This window comes from Kitasatospora sp. NPDC085879 (assembly GCF_040686255.1).
In the GTDB taxonomy this organism is placed as follows: Bacteria; Actinomycetota; Actinomycetes; order Streptomycetales; family Streptomycetaceae; genus Kitasatospora.
In genome coordinates this window covers 150,456-166,790 of record NZ_JBFBJZ010000008.1, presented here as the reverse complement: position 1 = coordinate 166,790, position 16,335 = coordinate 150,456, and the positions used below count along the sequence as shown (strand labels likewise).

The window sequence follows — 16,335 nt, the reverse complement described above, 5'->3', positions numbered from 1 at the left end:
GCTGCCGATGGCCACCGACCCCGCGGTCGCCGCCGCGGTCGCGGACGCGCACCGGCACGAGTGGGCCTTCGTGCTCGCCGCGACGGCGCGCGTCACCCGTGACCTCGACCTGGCCGAGGAGTGCGTGCAGGACGCCTACGCCAAGGCACTGACGGTGTGGGGCGAGCGCGGCATCCCGCGGCGCCCCGGCGCCTGGCTCACCACGACCGCCCGCAACCGGGCCACGGACGAGCTGCGCCGCCGCGCCACCCTGCGCCGGGCGCTGCCGCTCCTGCTCGACCGCTCCGCCGGCCCCGGGCCGGACGAACCCGTCCCGGAGCCGGCCGGGGAGGGCGAGGACTTTCCCGACGACCGGCTCCGGCTGATCTTCACCTGCTGCCACCCGGCACTCGCCGAGGAGGCCAAGGTCGCGCTCACCCTGCGGCTGCTCTGCGGCCTGACCACCGCCGAGGTGGCCCGGGCCTTCCTCCTCGGCGAGCCGGCCATGGCCGCCCGCATCACCCGCGCGAAGAAGAAGATCGCCGCCGCGCGCATCCCCTACCGGGTGCCGCCCGCCGACGAACTGCCCGAACGCATCGACGCCGTCCTCACCGTCGTCCACCTGGTCTTCACGACCGGGCACACCGCCCCCGCCGGCGACGACCTCGTCCGCCGCGACCTGGTGGAACGCGCCGTCGACCTCGCCCGGATGCTGCGCACCCTGCTGCCGCAGGACGCCGGGACCGCCGGACTGCTCGCCCTGATCCTGCTGACCGACGCCCGACGCGAGGCCCGGTCGGCCGCGGACGGACGGCTGCTCCTGCTCGCCGAGCAGGACCGGCGGCGCTGGGACCACGGGCAGATCGAGGAGGGCCTCGCCCTCGTCCGTGAGGCCCTGCGCCCGCGGCCGCCGGGGCGCTTCGCACTGATGGCGGCCATCGCGGCCGTCCACGCGGAGGCGCCGAGCTGGCAGGAGACCGACTGGCGCGAGGTGGTCGCGCTCTACGACCTGCTGGTCCAGATCTGGCCGTCGCCGGTGGTGGCCCTCAACCGGGCCGTCGCCGTGGGCTTCGCCGCCGGCCCGGCCGCCGGCCTCGCCGCACTCGACGCACTGGCCGCCGAACCGCAACTGGCGGGCTACGGCTATCTCGCCGCCGCCCGCGCCGACTTCCTGCGGCGCCTGGACCGCATGGCCGAGGCCCGGCTGGCCTACCAGGAGGCGCTGATGCTCACCGCGAACACCGTCGAACGCGACTTCCTGGCCGACCGGTTGAGCGAGCTGGACGCCCGGGGCCCGGCGTGAGCGCAGGAGCCCTCGGGTGTCAGCGCAGGCAGCCGGTGATCCGGACAGCCGTCCGGGCGTACCCGACGAGGCCGCTGCCGGGGTCGGTGGCCGTGAGGACGAGGGTGTAGTCACCGTCGGCGAGCAGGGGGACGGTGAAGCGCCCGGAGCTGCCGGTACCGACGGTCACCGGACCGTTCGGGCCGGTGATCTGCCAGAGCATGTGCTGCGGATCGGTGATCGGCCGGTCGCCCGGCCGGGTGCGGGCCGTACCGGTGAACGCCTCCTCGCAGCCGCGGCGGAGTGTCCCGCCCTGGTGCGGTTCGGTGATGGAGACCGCCGGCGGCTGCGGCTGCGCCGAGGTGCTGCCGCCCGGCGCGGGCGCGGTGACGCTGCTGCTGCCCGGGCGCGGCGTGGCGCCGGGGGTGCGGGAGGCGCCGCCGGTGGCCGAGCGCCCGGCCGAGGGCGTGGCGGCGGACGCGGAGGCGGACGACCCGGACGGGCTGGGCGGCCCGGCCGTCGGCGAGGCCGGCAGGCCCGGCACGGACGGCAGGTCCCAGGCCGGCGGCGACACGGCCGGGGTCGGCGCGGGCACCGCCGGGCCCGGCCGGGTGGGCCGGGCGTCGACCGTGCCGCAGATCGCGCTGCCGGTGATCTGCTGGCTCGCGGGCACGGTGGCGCCGCGGAGCTCCTGGTCGTCCGCACCGCGTGCCCGGGAGCCGAAGTAGCCGTTGCCGGTGAGCTCCTCGCGGCTGCTGTGCTCGATCCACACCGAGTTGCGGAACTCGGTGCCGGCCGCCTGCTCGTTGCGGCCGGTGAGGTGCCACTCCCTGACCACGTGCCCGGAGCCGCCCGGCGCCGGCCCGTCCGCCGAGGCGTACAGCAGGCCGTCGCCGAAGTACGGCTGGGGGCGGGTGCCGCCGTTGGCCGCTGCCACGGTGAAGCCGTATCCGCCGCCCACCGCAAAGGTCTTCTTCGGGCAGTGCACGGTGAGTTCGGCCGCGCCGCCGGCCGCCACGGCCGCCTGCGCGGTCACCACGGAGACGTCCTTCAGCTTGGCGCAGATCGCCCGTACGTCGACCGCGTAGTTGGCCTGCGGCGGCTGCGGGTCCTCGATCCGGGTCCGGCGTTCGGCGAGGTCGCTGCTCTGCAACGGATAGGTGTGGGTGGCGAGCTCCGTCCCGGGGTTGACCGAGGCCGCCCAGGCGAACGGGGCGGTGCCGGAGCCGTCGAGCGGGGAGAGCCGGTCCAGCGGGAGCGGGGCCGCGCCGCGCCCGGCGACGGCCTTGCCGGCCCGGAACTCCATGCCGGTCATGGTGAATCCGGGGATGCAGGTGTCCGTGCCCAGCGCGGTGGCCGCCAGCCCGGCCCAGGGGCCGTCCGTCGTCAGGTCGCGGATCCCGCCGTCGTGACCGGCGGTCACCTTGTCCACGCGGTCCCGGAAGGCGAGGGCCCGCCGCGTGTAGGCACCGCGCGGGGCGAACTCCACCGGCGCATTCACACACAGGGCGTACACGGTCAGGGTCACCGGCGCACTGCCGGGGTTGTACGCGGCCGCCAGCCAGGCGCTGCTGCCGACGAACTCGCTGGTGGTGGCGTACCCGGCGCCGTCGACCGCGTAACCGCCGCCCAGCGCCGTCTCGTTGGCGGCGCAGGCCGCCACCGCGGTCTGCTGCCCGCCCGCCGCCAGTGCCACCTGCGCGTTGCGCTGCACGACCTGCAGCTGCGGTTCCACCGCCGCCCACCACACACCGGCACCGACCGCCCCGGTGACCACCAGGGCACCGGTCACCGCCGCGACGGCGGCCTTGCCGCCCAGTGCACCGGTCACTTTCGCCCAGACCGCGGAACCCATCGCTGCCGCCCTTCCGCCCCGGTCGGGGCGACCTGCGCGCCATCAGGAGTGCCGTGCGCTGCCGGTCCGGCCGAGGGGTGCGCGGGCGGGGCGGCCGGGACACCGTAGCGCCGTTCGGCGGCCGCGCCCAGAGGCCGAACAGCGCTTTCCCGCACGGCTCCGGAAGGTCGGCGGTCAGCGGTGGGCGAGTGCCAGCTGCAGGCCGCCCTCGGCGGAGGCCGGGTGGTCGAGGGCGGCGGCGACGTCCGGGGGGAGGGCACGCAGGCCCAGCAGGCCGGCGGTGAGGTCGGCGGTCGCCCGGTGCCAGTCGCCGGCGCGGCGGAGCAGGGTGTGACCGCTGCCGGCCACCCGGTAGCCGGCGGCCTGCGCGCCGGCGCCGCGGGCCCGGGCGGCGAAGCGCAGCGTGGCGTCCGGCGCGGTGATCCGGTCGAGGTCGCCGTGCAGCATCAGCAGGCGGCGGCCGGCCAGGTGCCCGCAGGGCTCGTCCTCCGGGCACCAGGGGGCGAGCGCCACGACGCCCGTCACGCAGGGGTGCCCGGCGGCTCGCAGGGCGGCCCGACCGCCCATGGAGTGGCCGATCAGCACGGTCGGCACCGGGCCGAGCTCCTCGGCGAGGTCCTGCAGTGCGGCGAGGGTGTCCTGGGCGGCGTCGGCCCGGTCGCCGTTCCAGCCGCGGCAGCGGTACCGGACGACGCCGACGGCGACCCCGGCGCCCGCGGTCGCCTTCTCCACGGCGCGGGCGAACGGCCGCATCCGCAGGCCCGGCAGGTTGACCGGCCCCGGCCGGTGCAGACCCGCCTCCTGGCCGCCGTGCAGCACCAGCACCGCGGCATCGGGCGCCTCGGGCCGCTCGCGCCACACCAGCGCCCGGTGGCCGGGTGCCGCCGGCACCGCCTGTCCGTCCTTCACCGTCACTCCTGTCAGCCGGGGCTGTCACTGTACGCGGCCCCCGGGCCGGAGGTAAGGACGGGCCGGGGCGCCCAGGTCGCCCCGCCGGGAGCCGTCCGCGGACCGTAAGGCCGCCGTTCCGGTCCGACGGCCCGCGGGCTCGTAGGGTTGGGGGCGCCGACCGGTCGTGGCACCGGCGGCAGCCGTTCGACGAGTGACCGTCACCACCGAAGGAGAGGCCATGCCTGACGCCCCCTCGACCCCGCCCGCCGCGGGCACCCCCGGCCGGGCCGAGATCGGCGTGATCGGCGGCTCCGGCCTGTACGCCCTGCTCGACGACGTCACCGAGGTCACCGTGCAGACCCCGTACGGGGCGCCCAGCGACTCGGTCTTCCTCGGCGAGGTCGCCGGCCGCACCGTCGCCTTCCTGCCGCGGCACGGCCGCGGGCACACCCTGCCGCCGCACCGGATCAACTACCGCGCCAACCTGTGGGCGCTGCACTCCCTCGGCGTGCGGCAGGTGCTCGGCCCGTGTGCGGTCGGCGGCCTGCGCACCGAGTACGGGCCGGGCACGCTGCTGGTACCGGACCAGTTCGTCGACCGCACCCTCGGCCGGGTGCAGACCTTCTACGACGGCCTGCCGCTGCCCGACGGCTCGGTGCCCGAGGTGGTGCACGTCTCGATGGCCGACCCGTACTGCCCCGACGGCCGCCGGGCCGCACTGGCCGCGGCCCGCGCCAACGCCTGGGAGCCGGTCGACGGCGGCACCCTGGTCGTCGTCGAGGGCCCGCGGTTCTCCACCCGCGCCGAGTCCCGCTGGTTCACCGCCAACGGCTGGTCCGTGGTCGGCATGACCGGCCACCCGGAGGCCGTCCTCGCCCGCGAACTCGGCGTCTGCTACAGCTCGTTGGCGCTGGTGACCGACCTGGACGCCGGGGTGGAGACCGGCGAGGGCGTCACCCACGCCGAGGTGCTGGAGGTCTTCGCCCGCAACGTCGACCGGCTGCGCACCGTCCTCTTCAAGGCGCTCGCCGACCTCCCGGCGGCGCGCGACTGCGTCTGCTCGCACGCCCTCGACGGCCTGGAGACCGGCCTGGCCGGCGTCCCCGAATAGACCCGGACGGCCGCGGCGCCGGCGCACCCGTCACGGGTGGACCGGCGCCGCGGCATGTCAGCGCGGGCCGCGCCGCCGCCGGTGACGCCGGAGCAGGGCCGCCGCCGTGGTGGCCAGGGCGATCACGGCCAGTGCCAGCAGCCAGTTGCGCAGATAGGGCAGCGGCAGCACGGACGGGTTGCCGTGGTCGTCGTTCGCCCGCAGCACCACCGGCAGGGCGACCGCCGTCACCGCCGCGGCCACCGCGAGCGCGGCCCGGACGGCGGTCCTACGGGCCGCCACCGCCCCCACCGCGCAGACCAGCGGCAGCCACAGGCCGTCGTGCAGCAGCAGGCCGCCGACCGCCCAGCGCAGCACGCCGAGCGGATCGCCGATGTACGGGTCGGCGAGCAGGCCGTACACCCCGTAGCCGATCATCGCGGCCCCGGCGGCCACGGCCGCCGTGCGCAGCACCCGCCGCATCACAGCACCTCCATCCGTTGGACCCACTTGGTCTGCAGCACACCGGGCCGGTTCGGCGCCACGATCCGGGCCGGGAACCCGTGGTCCGCGGCGAGCACCTCGCCGTTGACGCGCAGGGCCAGCAGGGTGAGCGGGTCGCGGGCGTAGCCGGCCGGCATATCCATGACGCGGTACGGTCCGTCGGCCTCCAGCGAGGTCACCCGGACGGTGGCGTCCGCAGGTGCCCCGGCCCGGTCCAGCAGATCGCGCAGGCGGACCCCGGACCAACGCGCCGACGCACTCCAGCCCTCCACGCAGGAGATTGGCAAGTCGTGTTCGTACTGGGGGAGTTCGGCCAGCTCATGGAGGCTCAGCGAGTAGGGGTGCGGCCCGTCGACCTGCAGCCGCCAGTCCGCGGGGACGGTCGTGGTGCCGGCCTGCGCGGCGGTGCGGTTGACCGGCAGCCCCTGCGGACCGATGTCCGGGCGGCGCGGCGCGAACAGGTCCAGGGCGCGCAGCCACGGCACCGTCTGCCCGGCCGTGGTGACGGTGACCGCGGCCACCGAGGCCGCCACCACCCCCAGGAAGGCGCGCCGGCCCGCGAGTTCGGGCCGCACCCGCCGCCAGTGCGCCGCGATCAGCGGGGCCTTGGCGCCCACGTGCACCAGCAGCCCGCCGGTCGCCAGCCAGCCCAGCCAGAAGTGCGTCTGCCGGAACGGGAACGGCCACGGGTACCACTGCACGGTGTTGAGCAGCCCGGTGAACAGCTCCAGCAGCATCGCCGCCACCAGCACGGCGATGCCCAGCCGCTCCAGCAGGTGCGCCACGCTGCGGGCGGGCGGCCACTCGAACAGCCGGGGGTAGACCGTCCACAACTTGGCACCGAGCAGCGGGATCGCGGCGGTGCCGCTGATCACGTGCAGCCCCTGGGTGACCCGGTAGCCGTTCACCGGCCGGCTGGGCAGCAGACCGGCCACCCACCCGGGCGGCTGCTGCAGCACATGGCTGAGCAGCCCGGTCAGGAAGCAGAGCAGCACGGCGGCGCCGAGCCACCGGCCCAGCACCACGGCCGTCCTGGGCTCGTGCAGCCGCGAGCGGAAGGTGCCCTCGCGGAGCGGCCCGCGCCGCAGCGCCTCGGGCGGGGCCGGCAACGGCAGGTCGAGCCGCCTGCGGCGGGGAACGGGGCCCGGATCGGTAGTGTCGTCGTCCACCGCTCCATGACACCGCCCGCAGGCCCCCGCCGACCCCAATGACGTGCTTACGGAAGTCGAACGGCGCAGCCGCCGCGGGCCCCGAGCCGCAGCGACCTGCCGGGCGGTCCGCGCACTGCTCCGAAGGCTTACGGAACGCGTACGGCGGCCCCGCCCGGCGCTTCGGAGCCACCGCGGGGTGGCACGGTGGTGGTGTGCGCCTCGCCGTTCTCCCCGCTCTGTTCGCCCTGGTCGCAGCCCTCGCGCTGACCGTCACCTCGGGCGGCACCCTCGGCAACCCCCGTCCGCTGTACGGCTGGTACGCCGCCGACCTGGCGCTGTTCGCCCTCGCCGTCGCCCTGCTGAGGTACGCGCCCCGCCGCGGGCGCGCCGCCCTGGTGCTGGCCGGCTCGGTCGCGGTCGCCGCGGTCGGCCTGCTCGCCCCGCCCCGCACCAGTGACGACGCCTACCGCTACCTCTGGGACGGCCGGGTGCAGGCGGCCGGGACGAGCCCCTACCGCTACGCGCCGGACGACCCGGCGCTCGCCGGGCTGCGCTCCGCATCGCCCGACCTCTTTCCGCCGGCCGGCCCGTGCACCGGCTGGGACGAGCGTCGTACCGCCGCGGGCCAGTGCAGCCGGCTCAACCGGCCCGCCGTGCACACCCTCTACCCGCCGGTCGCCGAGGCCTGGTTCCGCGGCCTCGCCGCGGCGGGCGGCGGCATCCGTACCGCCCAGGCCGGCGGCGCCCTGCTGGCCGTCGGCACCACCGGCCTGCTGCTCACCCGCCGGCGTCCGGCGCACGCGGCGCTGTGGGGCTGGTTCCCCGGCATCACCGTCTGGGCGGTCAACGACGCCCACATCGACACCCTCGGCGCCCTGCTGCTGACCGCCGCCCTGCTGCTCACCGCCTCCGGTGCGCGCGCTCCCGACGCGCGGTGGCGCCGGACGGCCGCCGGCGGGGCGCTGCTCGGCGCGGCGACCGCGGTCAAACTGCTGCCCGGCCTCGCCCTGCCGGGGGCGATGTCCGGCCTGCTGGCCCGCCGGCCCCGCCCCCGCGACCTGCTGCTGCCCGCGGCGGCGCTGGCCGCCTTCGCCCTCGCCTACCTGCCCCACCTGCTCGCCTCCGGCACCGCCGTGCTCGGGTACCTGCCCGGCTACCTGCGGGAGGAGGGATACCGGGACCCGGGCGGCCGCTTCGGGCTTCCCCGGCTGCTGCTGCCCGGCGGCGCCGCACCGTACGCGGCGGCCCTGGTGCTGCTCGCGGTCGTGCTGTGGGTACTGCGGCGCGGTGACCCGGCCCGGCCTTGGTCCGGGGCGCTGCTGGTCACCGGTACCGCCCTGCTGCTGGCCGCCCCCGGCTACCCCTGGTACGCGCTGCTGGTGGTCGCCCTCGTCGCCCTGGACGGCCGCTGGGAGTGGCTCGCCGTCCCGGCCGCCGGGCAGGCGCTCTACCTGCTCGGCGGCAGTGCCCAGCAGGCCTGCTACGCGGCGGCCGCGGCCGTGGTGCTGACCGGCGCGCTGTTCCGGCGGCTGCTGGGGCCGGGCTCCACGGGCACGCCGCGCGAGCCCCGCGGGGAGAACCGTTTCGCTGCCCGGGGCGCCCCCTAGGGTGGCGGTTCCGGGGGTCCGGCCCGCCCGACGCGACCGGGCCCCGGGTTCGCCCGGCGAACGACCGCGCTCAGGACGCCCGGCGGGGGGCCGCCTTCTTCGCCGCGGTCTTCTTGGCGGCGGTGGTCTTCTTGGCGGGAGCCTTCCGTGCGGCACTCTTCTTCGCCGGGGCCTTCCGGGCGGCCGCCTTCCTCGCGGCGGCCTCCTCGGTCGCCGGCTCGTCGCCTTCCGCGTGCGCCGTCCCGGCCGTCTCCGCCGCCGCCTCTGCCGGTCCGGCCGCCGCGGACCTGGCGTGCCCGCTCTTCGCCGCCTGGACGCTGCTGCGCAGCACCGACATCAGGTCGATCACGTTGTCCCCGCCGACGCCGGCCGGCTCCTCCTCACCGTGCGGCACCGGCACCCCGGCGAGCTTCGCCTCGATCAGGTCCTCCAGCGCCGCCTGGTACTCGTCGTGCAGCGCGGAGAGGTCGAAGTCCTCGGAGAGGGTGTCCATCAGCGACCGGGCCATCTTCAGCTCCTGCGGCCGAACCGAGACGGTCTCGTCGGGGGCGACGCCCTCCGCGGAGCGCACCTCGTCCGGCCACAGGCAGGTCTGCAGCACCAGCGCGTTCCCGTGCACCCGCAGGACGGCGAGCGACTCCCGGGTCCGCATGGCCACCTTGGTCACGGCGATCTGCCCGCTCTCCACCAGCGCGTCGCGCAGCAGCACGTACGGCTTGGCGGGCGCCTTGTCGGCTGTGGCCACGTAGTACGCCTTGGAGTACATCAGCGGGTCGATCGCGTCCGCCGGGACGAAGGCCAGCACGTCGATGACCTTCTTGCTCGGCAGCGGCAGCTCCGCCAGGTCGCCCTCGTCCAGCACCACCCGGCGGCCGTCCGGGCTCTCGTACCCCTTGGCCACCTCGCTGTACGGCACCTCCACGCCCTCCGCCTCGCAGAACCGCTTCTGGCGGATCCGGGCGCCGTCCTTCGCGTGCACCTGGTGCAGGGCCGGGCCGCTGTGCTCCTCGGTCGCGGCGTACAGCTGAACGGGCACGCTGACCAGCCCGAACGTGATGACACCTTTCCAGGTGACCTGTGGCATGACCTGTCCCTTTCATGGGGATTTACCACGGTATGCCGGAGCGACAGGTCACGGAAGTCGAAGGCCGCCGCCTGGTCCTCTCCCACCTCGACAAGGTGCTCTGGCCGGCCACCGGCTGGACGAAGGGCCAGGCCCTCTACTACTACGCCCAGGTCGCGCCGCACCTGCTGCCGCACATCCGGCGCCGTCCGGCCACCCTGCTCCGCTTCCCCTCGGGCGTCGGCGAGGAGGGATTCTTCGCCAAGAACCCGCCGCCCGGCCTGCCCGACTGGGTCCGCACCATGGTCGTCGACAGCCACGAAGGACCCAAGGAGCGCGTCACCGTCGACGACCTCCCGACCCTGATGGCCCTCGCCAACGGCTACGCCCTCGAACTCCACGTCCCGCAGTGGAGCGCCGACACCGGCCCGGCCGCCCACGACCGGCTGGTCATCGACCTCGACCCCGGACCCGGCGCCGACATCACCCACTGCTGCCGGATCGCCCGACTCGTCCGCGAACGCCTCGCCGAGGACGGCCTCACCGCCCACGCCAAGACCTCCGGCAGCAAGGGCCTCCACCTGTACGCCGCACTCCGGCCCAGCGACGCCTCCGCCGTCGTCGGCTACGCCCGCACCCTCGCCGAACGGCTCGCCGCCGACCTCCCCGGCCACGTGGTCAGCAAGATGGCCAAGGCACTGCGCCGCGGCAAGGTCTTCGTCGACTGGTCCCAGAACACCACCGCCAAGACCACCGCCGCCCCCTACACCCTGCGCGCCACCGCCGTCCCCGGCGTCTCCACCCCGATCGGCTGGGACGAGGTCGAAACCTGCACCTCCCCGGCCGACCTCGCCTTCACCCCCGAGGACGTCCTCGCCCGGATCGCCGACCACGGCGACCTGCTGGCCCCCCTCCTCGACGAGGCGGCAGAACTGCCGGGCGGCAGCTGACAGTTCGCCCCATCTGGCCCATCCGGCCCACCGTCACTCAGGGTTGACTTCCCGTCACATCTGTTCAATGATCCTCGGGGCCCGGTGGCTCGTACGCGCTCCATCCTGCCCGTGAGCCGCCACCCCTGCCCCACGCGACCCCCCGATGTCGCGCCGCGCCGTCCTGCGCAACCCGCGGGCGCACCCGCTCGCGGCGCCGAACCCCGGACGGCCGCGCGCGGATCCGCGCCCGGCCGCCGCCGAGACAGAGGACAACGATGAACCGCAGGATCCTCGCGCTGCTGGTCAGCGGCGCCGCACTGACCGCCGCCGCCCCCGCGTTCGCGACCGACATGGACTCCTACTACGCCGGCGTCCACGCCTGGAGCCACGGCAGCAACGGCCAGCTCGCCGTCTCCGACACCAAGGCGGACAGCCAGGAGGTGTACGCCAACTACGCCCGCAGCGGCCAGGGTTCCGGCGAACTGCGGAACAGCTCAGGCAGCGGCACCACGGTCTACAGCGGGACGGACACCGCGCACTACGTGACGAAGATCCAGGCCTGCGTCGCCATCGACTTCTTCCCCGACTCCTGCACCGGCTGGACCTACCGCTAGCCGGCCGCCGCGACACCCGCCCCGGCCGCCACCGGTGGCACCCCTCCGCGCGACAAGGACCCATGGACACCGCACCCGGCGACCGCCCCGAACCCCGCCCGCCCGTCCTCGACATCCGCGGACTGCACCACCGGGCAGGGGAGCGCCGCCTCCTGCGCGGCATCGACCTGGCGGTGCGCCCCGGCGAGTCGGTGGCCGTCGTCGGCCCCAGCGGATCGGGCAAGAGCACCCTGCTGGCCTGCATCCTCGGCCTGGCACCCGCCGACTCCGGCACCGTGCTCGTCGCCGGCGCGGAGATCGGTGCCCTCGGCCGGCGGCAGCTGGCCCGCCACCGCAGCCGCCACATCGGCATGGTCTTCCAATTCGGCGAACTGCTGCCCGAGTTGTCACCGGTCGACAACGTCGCACTGGCGGCTCTGCTCTCCGGCACCGGCCGGACCGCGGCCTACACCGCGGCCGAGGCCCTGCTGAGCGACCTCGGCGTCCCCACCGACGGCCCGACCGCCCGGCTCTCCGGCGGTGAACGCCAACGCACCGCCGTCGCCCGCGCCCTGGTCAACGCACCGGCCCTGCTGCTCGCCGACGAGCCCACCGGCTCCCTCGACGAGGAGTCCGGCGCCCAGGTCGCCGACCGGCTGCTGGCCGTCCCCGCCCGGCGCGGCTGCGGCCTGCTGCTCGTCACCCACGACCTCGCCCTCGCCGGGCGCACCGACCGGGTGCTGCGGCTGGCGGACGGCCTGCTCCGGCCGGACCCGGTCCACGGCCGCGCGGCCGGCCGCAGCGCGGGGAGCACCACCGCATGAGGAGGACGGGACACCGCCGACACCTCCTGCGCATCGGCCGCCGCGCAGGCCGCCTCGCCGAGGCCGGGCGGATCCGCGGCGTCGCGCTCGGCTGCGCCACACTGCTGCTGGCGCTCGCGCTGGCCGCGCTGGCGGCCACCCACGCCACCTACGCGGGCCGCAGCGAGCGCGAGGTGGCACGCTCCCCGGTGCCGGCCGCCGCCGGGGCACCCGCCGCCTTCCTCTGGCGCGCCGACTCGGACTCCGTCGCCGGACGGCAGTTCGTGCTGTTCCTGGTCGTCCCGCTGCGGCCCGACGCCCCGCCGCCGCCCGGCCTGCCGCGCTGGCCCCGGCCGGGCGAGGCCTTCCTCTCCCCGGCGCTGCGGGAGGCCGGCCGCACCGAGGGCATCACCACCCGGTACGGCACGACGGCCGGCACCGTCGCGCCCGCGGGCCTCGCCGGTCCCGGCGAGAAGCTCGCCTGGATCCGGCCCGCGGACGATCGGATCCCCGCCGAACGCCCCCTTGCGGCAGCCGGATTCGGCGACCCGTACGCCTCGGCGGCCGGTGACGGCCTGCGGGCGCGGCCGGAGTGGACGTTCGCCGTGATGATCGGCGGCCTGCTGCTCCTGCCCGCCGCCGTCCTCGTCCTGCTGGCCGTCCGGATCGGCGCGCGGACCCGCGACGACCGGATCGCACTGATCGAGGTCCTCGGCGGCGGCCGCCGTGACCGCGCGCTGGTCGCGCTCGGCGAGGCCGCCCCGGCCGTGCTGGCCGGCGGGCTGCTCGCGGCAGCCGCCGTGACCATGGCGGCCGCGGCCGACACGACCGTGCCGTTCGTCGGCTTCCGGCTCGCCGCGGGAGACCTCCGCGCCTGGTGGCCGCTGCTCGCGGCCGCCGTCGCCGCCGGGCCGGCACTCGTCCTGGGGGCGTGCGCACTGACGGCGGCCCTCGCGCGGGCCGCCGGTGGACGGGGCGGCGGCCGGCGGGTCCGTCCGGTCGCCCTGCCGGGCAGCCCCGCGCGCCTGGCCGTGCTCTGCCCCGTGATGCTGCTGGTGGCGGTACGCGGACCGGACCTGTGCAGGCCCGGCACACCGCCGTACGTCCTCGTCAACTGGTGCGGGGTGGCCGGCGCCGTCCTCACGCTGCCGGCCGCCGTGGCGGTCGGCGCGGCGGCCTGGGGCAGGCTGGCCGCCCGGCTGGGGCGGCGCACCGGACGGCCGGCGGTGATCGTGGCGGGCAGCCGTGCCGCGGCCGCCCCCGCCGCCACCGCACGGCTGGTGTCCGGAGTCCTGGTCGCCGTCTGCCTGCTGGTCCAGGTCATCGTCTGGTACGGACAGTTCGGCGACGCGGCGCGTGCCGCCCAGGCCACCCGGGACAGGATCGGCGACAGCGCGCTGGTGCTCGACGCCTCGCCCCCGCCCACGCCGGGGCAACTCGCGGAGATCGTCCGCCGCTCCGGTGCCCGGGCGGCGGCGGTGGCCCTGGTCGGCCGCCCCGACCGCCACGAGTTCCGGATCGAGGGCGACTGCGCGGCCCTGCGGACCCTCCGGCTCGACTGTGCGCCGCCCGGCGGCGACGCACCGCTCGGCGTGCGCCCCGCCGACCCCCGGGTGGCCGAACTGGTCGGCTGGTACGGCGAAGCCACCGACCGGCGGACGGTCCGGGTCGGCGACGCCGCCGCGGCGGCCGGCGCGGGCGGCAGCACCCAGCTCGTCCTCGTCTCCACGGACGGGCGCGACCTGTCCGTCCCCGCGTTCAAGGAGGCGGTCTTCCACGTCCTGCCCGGCGGCGGCGCCGTGGACGCGATCGGCGGCGAATGGCTCACCGCGGCGCACGTCAACGCCGACCAGGGGCGGTGGATCGTGCTGTTCGGCGTCGTCGGTGTGCTGGCCGTCGCCGGCGCGGCCGGGACCAGCGGCCTCGCCGAATTCGTCCGCAACGGGCGGGCGTTGGGCCGGATCGGGGTGCTGACCGGCAGCCGCCGCATCCACCTCGCGACGGCGGTGATCGGCGTCTTCCTCCCGATCGCCACCGCCGGGGCGGTCGGCGGCGCGGCCGGCGTCTGGATGGCACTGCCGGCCACCTCCGCCGGAGCGTCCGCCCTCCTGGACCGCGCCCTGCCGCTGTGCGCCGCCGCCGTGGCAGTTCTGGCGGCGGTCCTGGCCGCCTGGGGCGGCGCCGTCGCCGCCCGCGAGGCCGACCGGTGGCGTCCTACGGGCGACTGAGGCCGCGCCCGCCCTCGGGCGTCACGGCACCGGCTCCGGGTGTCAGCCGTCGGCACCCGGCCCGGTGTCCGCCCACAGGCGCCGGGCCTCGGCGACCTCCTCGCGCCGGACGTTCGCCTTCCGGCTGCGCGTCCAGGAACCCCACCAGTCGGGAGCGAGCGGCGGGTGGGCACGGGCGGTCGGCTGGTCCGGGTGCAGGCCCAGCGGGCGCAGGGCGCCGGCCCGGACCGACACGGTGACGAAGCCGCGCCAGCGGCCCAGTTCGCGGTCGGGCCCGCAGGCCAGGTCGCAGCGGACGTCCCGCTCGTCGACCGGCCACCAGTCGATGCCGTGGTCGCGCAGTCAAACGGCGAAGGCGAACCCCGGACGCGGCAGGCCGCTCGCGTTCTCGACGGTGAAGATCCTCACCCACTCCTCGTTGTCCATCCGGCCAGACTGCCACGCACGCTGACGGGCTGTCGCCCCGGTTTCCCGGTCCGTGCCGGCCCGTCGGAACCGGCCGGTAGGGTCCGGGGTATGACACAGGGGTTCGATCTCGTCGAAGGCGTCGCGGCCGGTCTTGAGGACCGCGCTGCGGCCTGGTGGTTCGTGCAGGACTTCGCGGAGCACTGGGCCGCTCCGCTCGGGGACGGCGACGGCTGGGCGGAGGCCGACCTGGCCGCCGCCGAGGAGCGGCTCGGCCTCCGGCTGCCCGCGGCGCTGCGCGAGGCGTACGGGCTGTTCGGCCGCCGCACCGACCTCACCGCCCGGCACGATGTGCTGCTCGGCCCGGCCGAACTCCACCTCGACGAAGAGGGGCGGGTGCTGGTCCTCCGCCACGAGAACCAGGGCGCCGCCTCCTGGGGCCTCGGGCTCGACGAACTGCACCGGCCCGACCCGGCCGTGCTGTACACCAGCGGCCAAGGCTGGCAGCCCTGGCTGGACCGGCTCTCCGTCGCCCTGCTCGAACTCGTCCTCTCCGAGTCCCTGCACACCGCCGAGGACTTCAGCGACCTCCTCGAGCCGCTCGACCAGACGCTCCGCACGGTCGAGCAGCAGTACGTCCAACTGCCCTTCCCCGACTACCCGGTGTTCGCCGCACCGGACGGCAGCCGGTGGTTCGCCGGGGACGAGGTACTGCTCCGCGCGGACGGCGGCGGCCTGCTGTACGCCAGGGCCCGCACGCCCGAGGCGCTGGCGGAGCTTCGCAAGACCCTCCCCGGTGACTGGCTGAACGCGGACGGCGCATGAGCCACGCCGACCGCCCGGGCCGCGCCGACCGCACTGCCCGCACCGCCCGGGCCGACCGGTCCGCCCGGGCCGCGGGAGCGGTGGCCGGCTCGGCGGTCGGCGACGCCCTGGGCGCGCCCTTCGAGTTCGGGCCCGCCGGGGCATTCTCCGCCCGCTTCCCGGCACCCGGCGCCGGCGGTGAGATGTGCGGCGGGGGTGGCTGGGAGCCGGGCGAGGCCACCGACGACACCCAGATGGCGGTGCTCGTCGCCGAATCCCTGGTGGAACAGGGCACGTTGGACCTGCCCGACATGTTCGACCGGTTCCGGCACTGGGCAGCCTCCGGACCGAAGGACATCGGCATCCAGACCGAGGACGTCCTCACCGGAGGCCTGCCCTGGGACTTGGCGGCCGCCATCCACTTCCAGACCAACCTCCGTGCGGCGGGCAACGGTTCACTGATGCGCGCCGCCACCTCTGCCGTCCGCTTCGCCCGGGCCGGCCGGCAGGCCACCATGGACGCCGCTCGCCGGATCGCCGCCCTCACCCACGGGGACCGGGCCGCCTGGGAGGGCACCGCCGTCCTGCACGATCTCGTCCGTACCGCCCTGGACGGCGACGACCCGCTCGTCGCACTCCCGGACACCCTTGCCGCCGTCGACCCCGAACACCGGGAACGCTACGCGACCGTCCTCGCCCCCGACTGGCACCCGAGCCTCGCCACCGAGTTCAACGGCGCGGTCTGGCCCTGCCTCGGCTCCGCCGTCTGGGCACTGCGCACCACCTCCGACTTCGAGGCCGCCCTGCGCGCCGCCGTGGACCTCGGCGGCGACACCGACACGGTGGCCGCCGTCACCGGCGCCCTCGCCGGAGCGGTGTACGGCCTCGCGGCCGTCCCCGACCGCTGGACGGAACCCCTGCACGTCCCCCTCCCCGGCTCAGCCGGCCGCGTCCTCCGCCTGCCCGAACTGCTCGACCTCGCCCACCGCCTGGACACCTGGCACTGATCCACCGTATTTCTCCGCGACCGACGGCGGTCGCGGAGAAATACGGTGGCCCCTGTCGGAAAGGCCCTCGGCGGCCCGTCCGACCGCCGTGACCGCCGCACCCTCGCGGACCTGCGGTCGGCCCCCTGGTCGTCGGTGTAG

General features: G+C 76.4%; 15 protein-coding genes. 9 read left to right on the top strand and 6 right to left on the bottom strand.

Annotated elements, in window-relative coordinates; genetic code table 11:
• The first annotated feature begins 7 nt into the window (after positions 1–7).
• Complete coding sequence (locus AB0P35_RS09165; protein ID WP_363508484.1) at positions 8–1,282, top strand: sigma-70 family RNA polymerase sigma factor; 1,275 nt, start codon at positions 8–10, stop codon at positions 1,280–1,282.
• 19 nt (positions 1,283–1,301) lie between these two features.
• Here AB0P35_RS09165 and AB0P35_RS09160 read toward each other — a convergent pair whose 3' ends face one another.
• Together AB0P35_RS09160 and AB0P35_RS09155 are read right to left on the bottom strand one after the other, a co-directional pair.
• Positions 1,302–3,092: a hypothetical protein gene (locus AB0P35_RS09160; protein WP_363508481.1), complete on the bottom strand. Its 1,791-nt coding sequence runs from the start codon at positions 3,090–3,092 to the stop codon at positions 1,302–1,304.
• A 198-nt stretch (positions 3,093–3,290) separates the two neighbouring features.
• Positions 3,291–4,025 (bottom strand): alpha/beta fold hydrolase, encoded by a 735-nt coding sequence (locus tag AB0P35_RS09155; RefSeq protein WP_363508478.1) that lies wholly within the window; start codon positions 4,023–4,025, stop codon positions 3,291–3,293.
• Positions 4,026–4,245: 220 nt separating this feature from the next.
• Here AB0P35_RS09155 and AB0P35_RS09150 point away from each other — a divergent pair, with 220 nt between their 5' ends.
• Entirely contained in the window at positions 4,246–5,118 is an 873-nt protein-coding gene (locus AB0P35_RS09150) for an S-methyl-5'-thioadenosine phosphorylase (RefSeq protein ID WP_363508475.1), read from the top strand.
• Between the two features lie 57 nt (positions 5,119–5,175).
• On the opposite strand, the gene AB0P35_RS09145 is transcribed toward AB0P35_RS09150, so the two are convergent.
• Both AB0P35_RS09145 and AB0P35_RS09140 read right to left on the bottom strand, forming a co-directional pair.
• Entirely contained in the window at positions 5,176–5,580 is a 405-nt protein-coding gene (locus AB0P35_RS09145; protein ID WP_363508472.1) for a hypothetical protein, read from the bottom strand.
• On the bottom strand, positions 5,580–6,689 hold the full coding sequence (locus tag AB0P35_RS09140; protein ID WP_363508590.1) for a molybdopterin-dependent oxidoreductase: 1,110 nt from the start codon (positions 6,687–6,689) through the stop codon (positions 5,580–5,582). The genes AB0P35_RS09145 and AB0P35_RS09140 overlap by 1 nt, the downstream gene beginning before the upstream one ends.
• Positions 6,690–6,964: 275 nt before the next feature.
• On the opposite strand from AB0P35_RS09140, the gene AB0P35_RS09135 reads away from it, so the two are divergent.
• Positions 6,965–8,359 carry a hypothetical protein gene (locus AB0P35_RS09135; RefSeq protein WP_363508469.1) on the top strand — a complete coding sequence of 465 codons (1,395 nt, stop codon included), beginning with the start codon at positions 6,965–6,967 and terminating at the stop codon, positions 8,357–8,359.
• Between the two features lie 70 nt (positions 8,360–8,429).
• Here the strand turns inward: AB0P35_RS09135 and AB0P35_RS09130 are convergent, their stop codons facing one another.
• Positions 8,430–9,443 carry a Ku protein gene (locus AB0P35_RS09130; protein WP_363508466.1) on the bottom strand — a complete coding sequence of 338 codons (1,014 nt, stop codon included), beginning with the start codon at positions 9,441–9,443 and terminating at the stop codon, positions 8,430–8,432.
• Positions 9,444–9,475: 32 nt separating this feature from the next.
• On the opposite strand from AB0P35_RS09130, the gene ligD reads away from it, so the two are divergent.
• The 4 genes from ligD to AB0P35_RS09110 all read left to right on the top strand — a co-directional run bounded on the left by ligD (position 9,476) and on the right by AB0P35_RS09110 (position 13,978).
• A complete protein-coding gene (gene ligD / locus AB0P35_RS09125; protein WP_095876127.1) occupies positions 9,476–10,372 on the top strand; it encodes a non-homologous end-joining DNA ligase in 897 nt (298 codons plus the stop codon).
• 257 nt (positions 10,373–10,629) lie between these two features.
• Positions 10,630–10,968, top strand: a complete 339-nt coding sequence (locus tag AB0P35_RS09120) for a hypothetical protein (RefSeq protein WP_363508462.1) — start codon at positions 10,630–10,632, stop codon at positions 10,966–10,968.
• A gap of 62 nt (positions 10,969–11,030) precedes the next feature.
• The gene (locus AB0P35_RS09115) at positions 11,031–11,771 is read left to right on the top strand and encodes an ABC transporter ATP-binding protein (protein ID WP_363508459.1); all 741 of its coding nucleotides are present in this window, start codon (positions 11,031–11,033) and stop codon (positions 11,769–11,771) included.
• On the top strand, positions 11,768–13,978 hold the full coding sequence (locus AB0P35_RS09110) for an ABC transporter permease (protein ID WP_363508456.1): 2,211 nt from the start codon (positions 11,768–11,770) through the stop codon (positions 13,976–13,978). Before AB0P35_RS09115 ends, AB0P35_RS09110 begins: the two co-directional genes overlap by 4 nt.
• Positions 13,979–14,020: 42 nt before the next feature.
• Here AB0P35_RS09110 and AB0P35_RS09105 read toward each other — a convergent pair whose 3' ends face one another.
• Positions 14,021–14,212, bottom strand: coding sequence for a hypothetical protein (locus tag AB0P35_RS09105; RefSeq protein WP_363508453.1), 192 nt, complete (start codon positions 14,210–14,212; stop codon positions 14,021–14,023).
• Positions 14,213–14,494: 282 nt separating this feature from the next.
• Here AB0P35_RS09105 and AB0P35_RS09100 point away from each other — a divergent pair, with 282 nt between their 5' ends.
• Both AB0P35_RS09100 and AB0P35_RS09095 read left to right on the top strand, forming a co-directional pair.
• Positions 14,495–15,208 carry an SMI1/KNR4 family protein gene (locus AB0P35_RS09100; protein WP_363508450.1) on the top strand — a complete coding sequence of 238 codons (714 nt, stop codon included), beginning with the start codon at positions 14,495–14,497 and terminating at the stop codon, positions 15,206–15,208.
• On the top strand, positions 15,205–16,194 hold the full coding sequence (locus AB0P35_RS09095; RefSeq protein ID WP_363508447.1) for an ADP-ribosylglycohydrolase family protein: 990 nt from the start codon (positions 15,205–15,207) through the stop codon (positions 16,192–16,194). Before AB0P35_RS09100 ends, AB0P35_RS09095 begins: the two co-directional genes overlap by 4 nt.
• Positions 16,195–16,335 lie beyond the last annotated feature (141 nt).

Bases quoted from the DNA above. Each gene is read 5' to 3' on its own strand.
- AB0P35_RS09165 (WP_363508484.1), top strand. From the start codon at position 8: ATGGCCACCGACCCCGCGGTCGCCGCCGCGGTCGCGGACGCGCACCGG.
- AB0P35_RS09150 (WP_363508475.1), top strand. From the start codon at position 4,246: ATGCCTGACGCCCCCTCGACCCCGCCCGCCGCGGGCACCCCCGGCCGG.
- AB0P35_RS09145 (WP_363508472.1), bottom strand. From the start codon at position 5,580: ATGCGGCGGGTGCTGCGCACGGCGGCCGTGGCCGCCGGGGCCGCGATG.
- AB0P35_RS09130 (WP_363508466.1), bottom strand. From the start codon at position 9,443: ATGCCACAGGTCACCTGGAAAGGTGTCATCACGTTCGGGCTGGTCAGC.
- ligD (WP_095876127.1), top strand. From the start codon at position 9,476: ATGCCGGAGCGACAGGTCACGGAAGTCGAAGGCCGCCGCCTGGTCCTC.
- AB0P35_RS09120 (WP_363508462.1), top strand. From the start codon at position 10,630: ATGAACCGCAGGATCCTCGCGCTGCTGGTCAGCGGCGCCGCACTGACC.
- AB0P35_RS09115 (WP_363508459.1), top strand. From the start codon at position 11,031: ATGGACACCGCACCCGGCGACCGCCCCGAACCCCGCCCGCCCGTCCTC.
- AB0P35_RS09110 (WP_363508456.1), top strand. From the start codon at position 11,768: ATGAGGAGGACGGGACACCGCCGACACCTCCTGCGCATCGGCCGCCGC.
- AB0P35_RS09100 (WP_363508450.1), top strand. From the start codon at position 14,495: ATGACACAGGGGTTCGATCTCGTCGAAGGCGTCGCGGCCGGTCTTGAG.
- AB0P35_RS09095 (WP_363508447.1), top strand. From the start codon at position 15,205: ATGAGCCACGCCGACCGCCCGGGCCGCGCCGACCGCACTGCCCGCACC.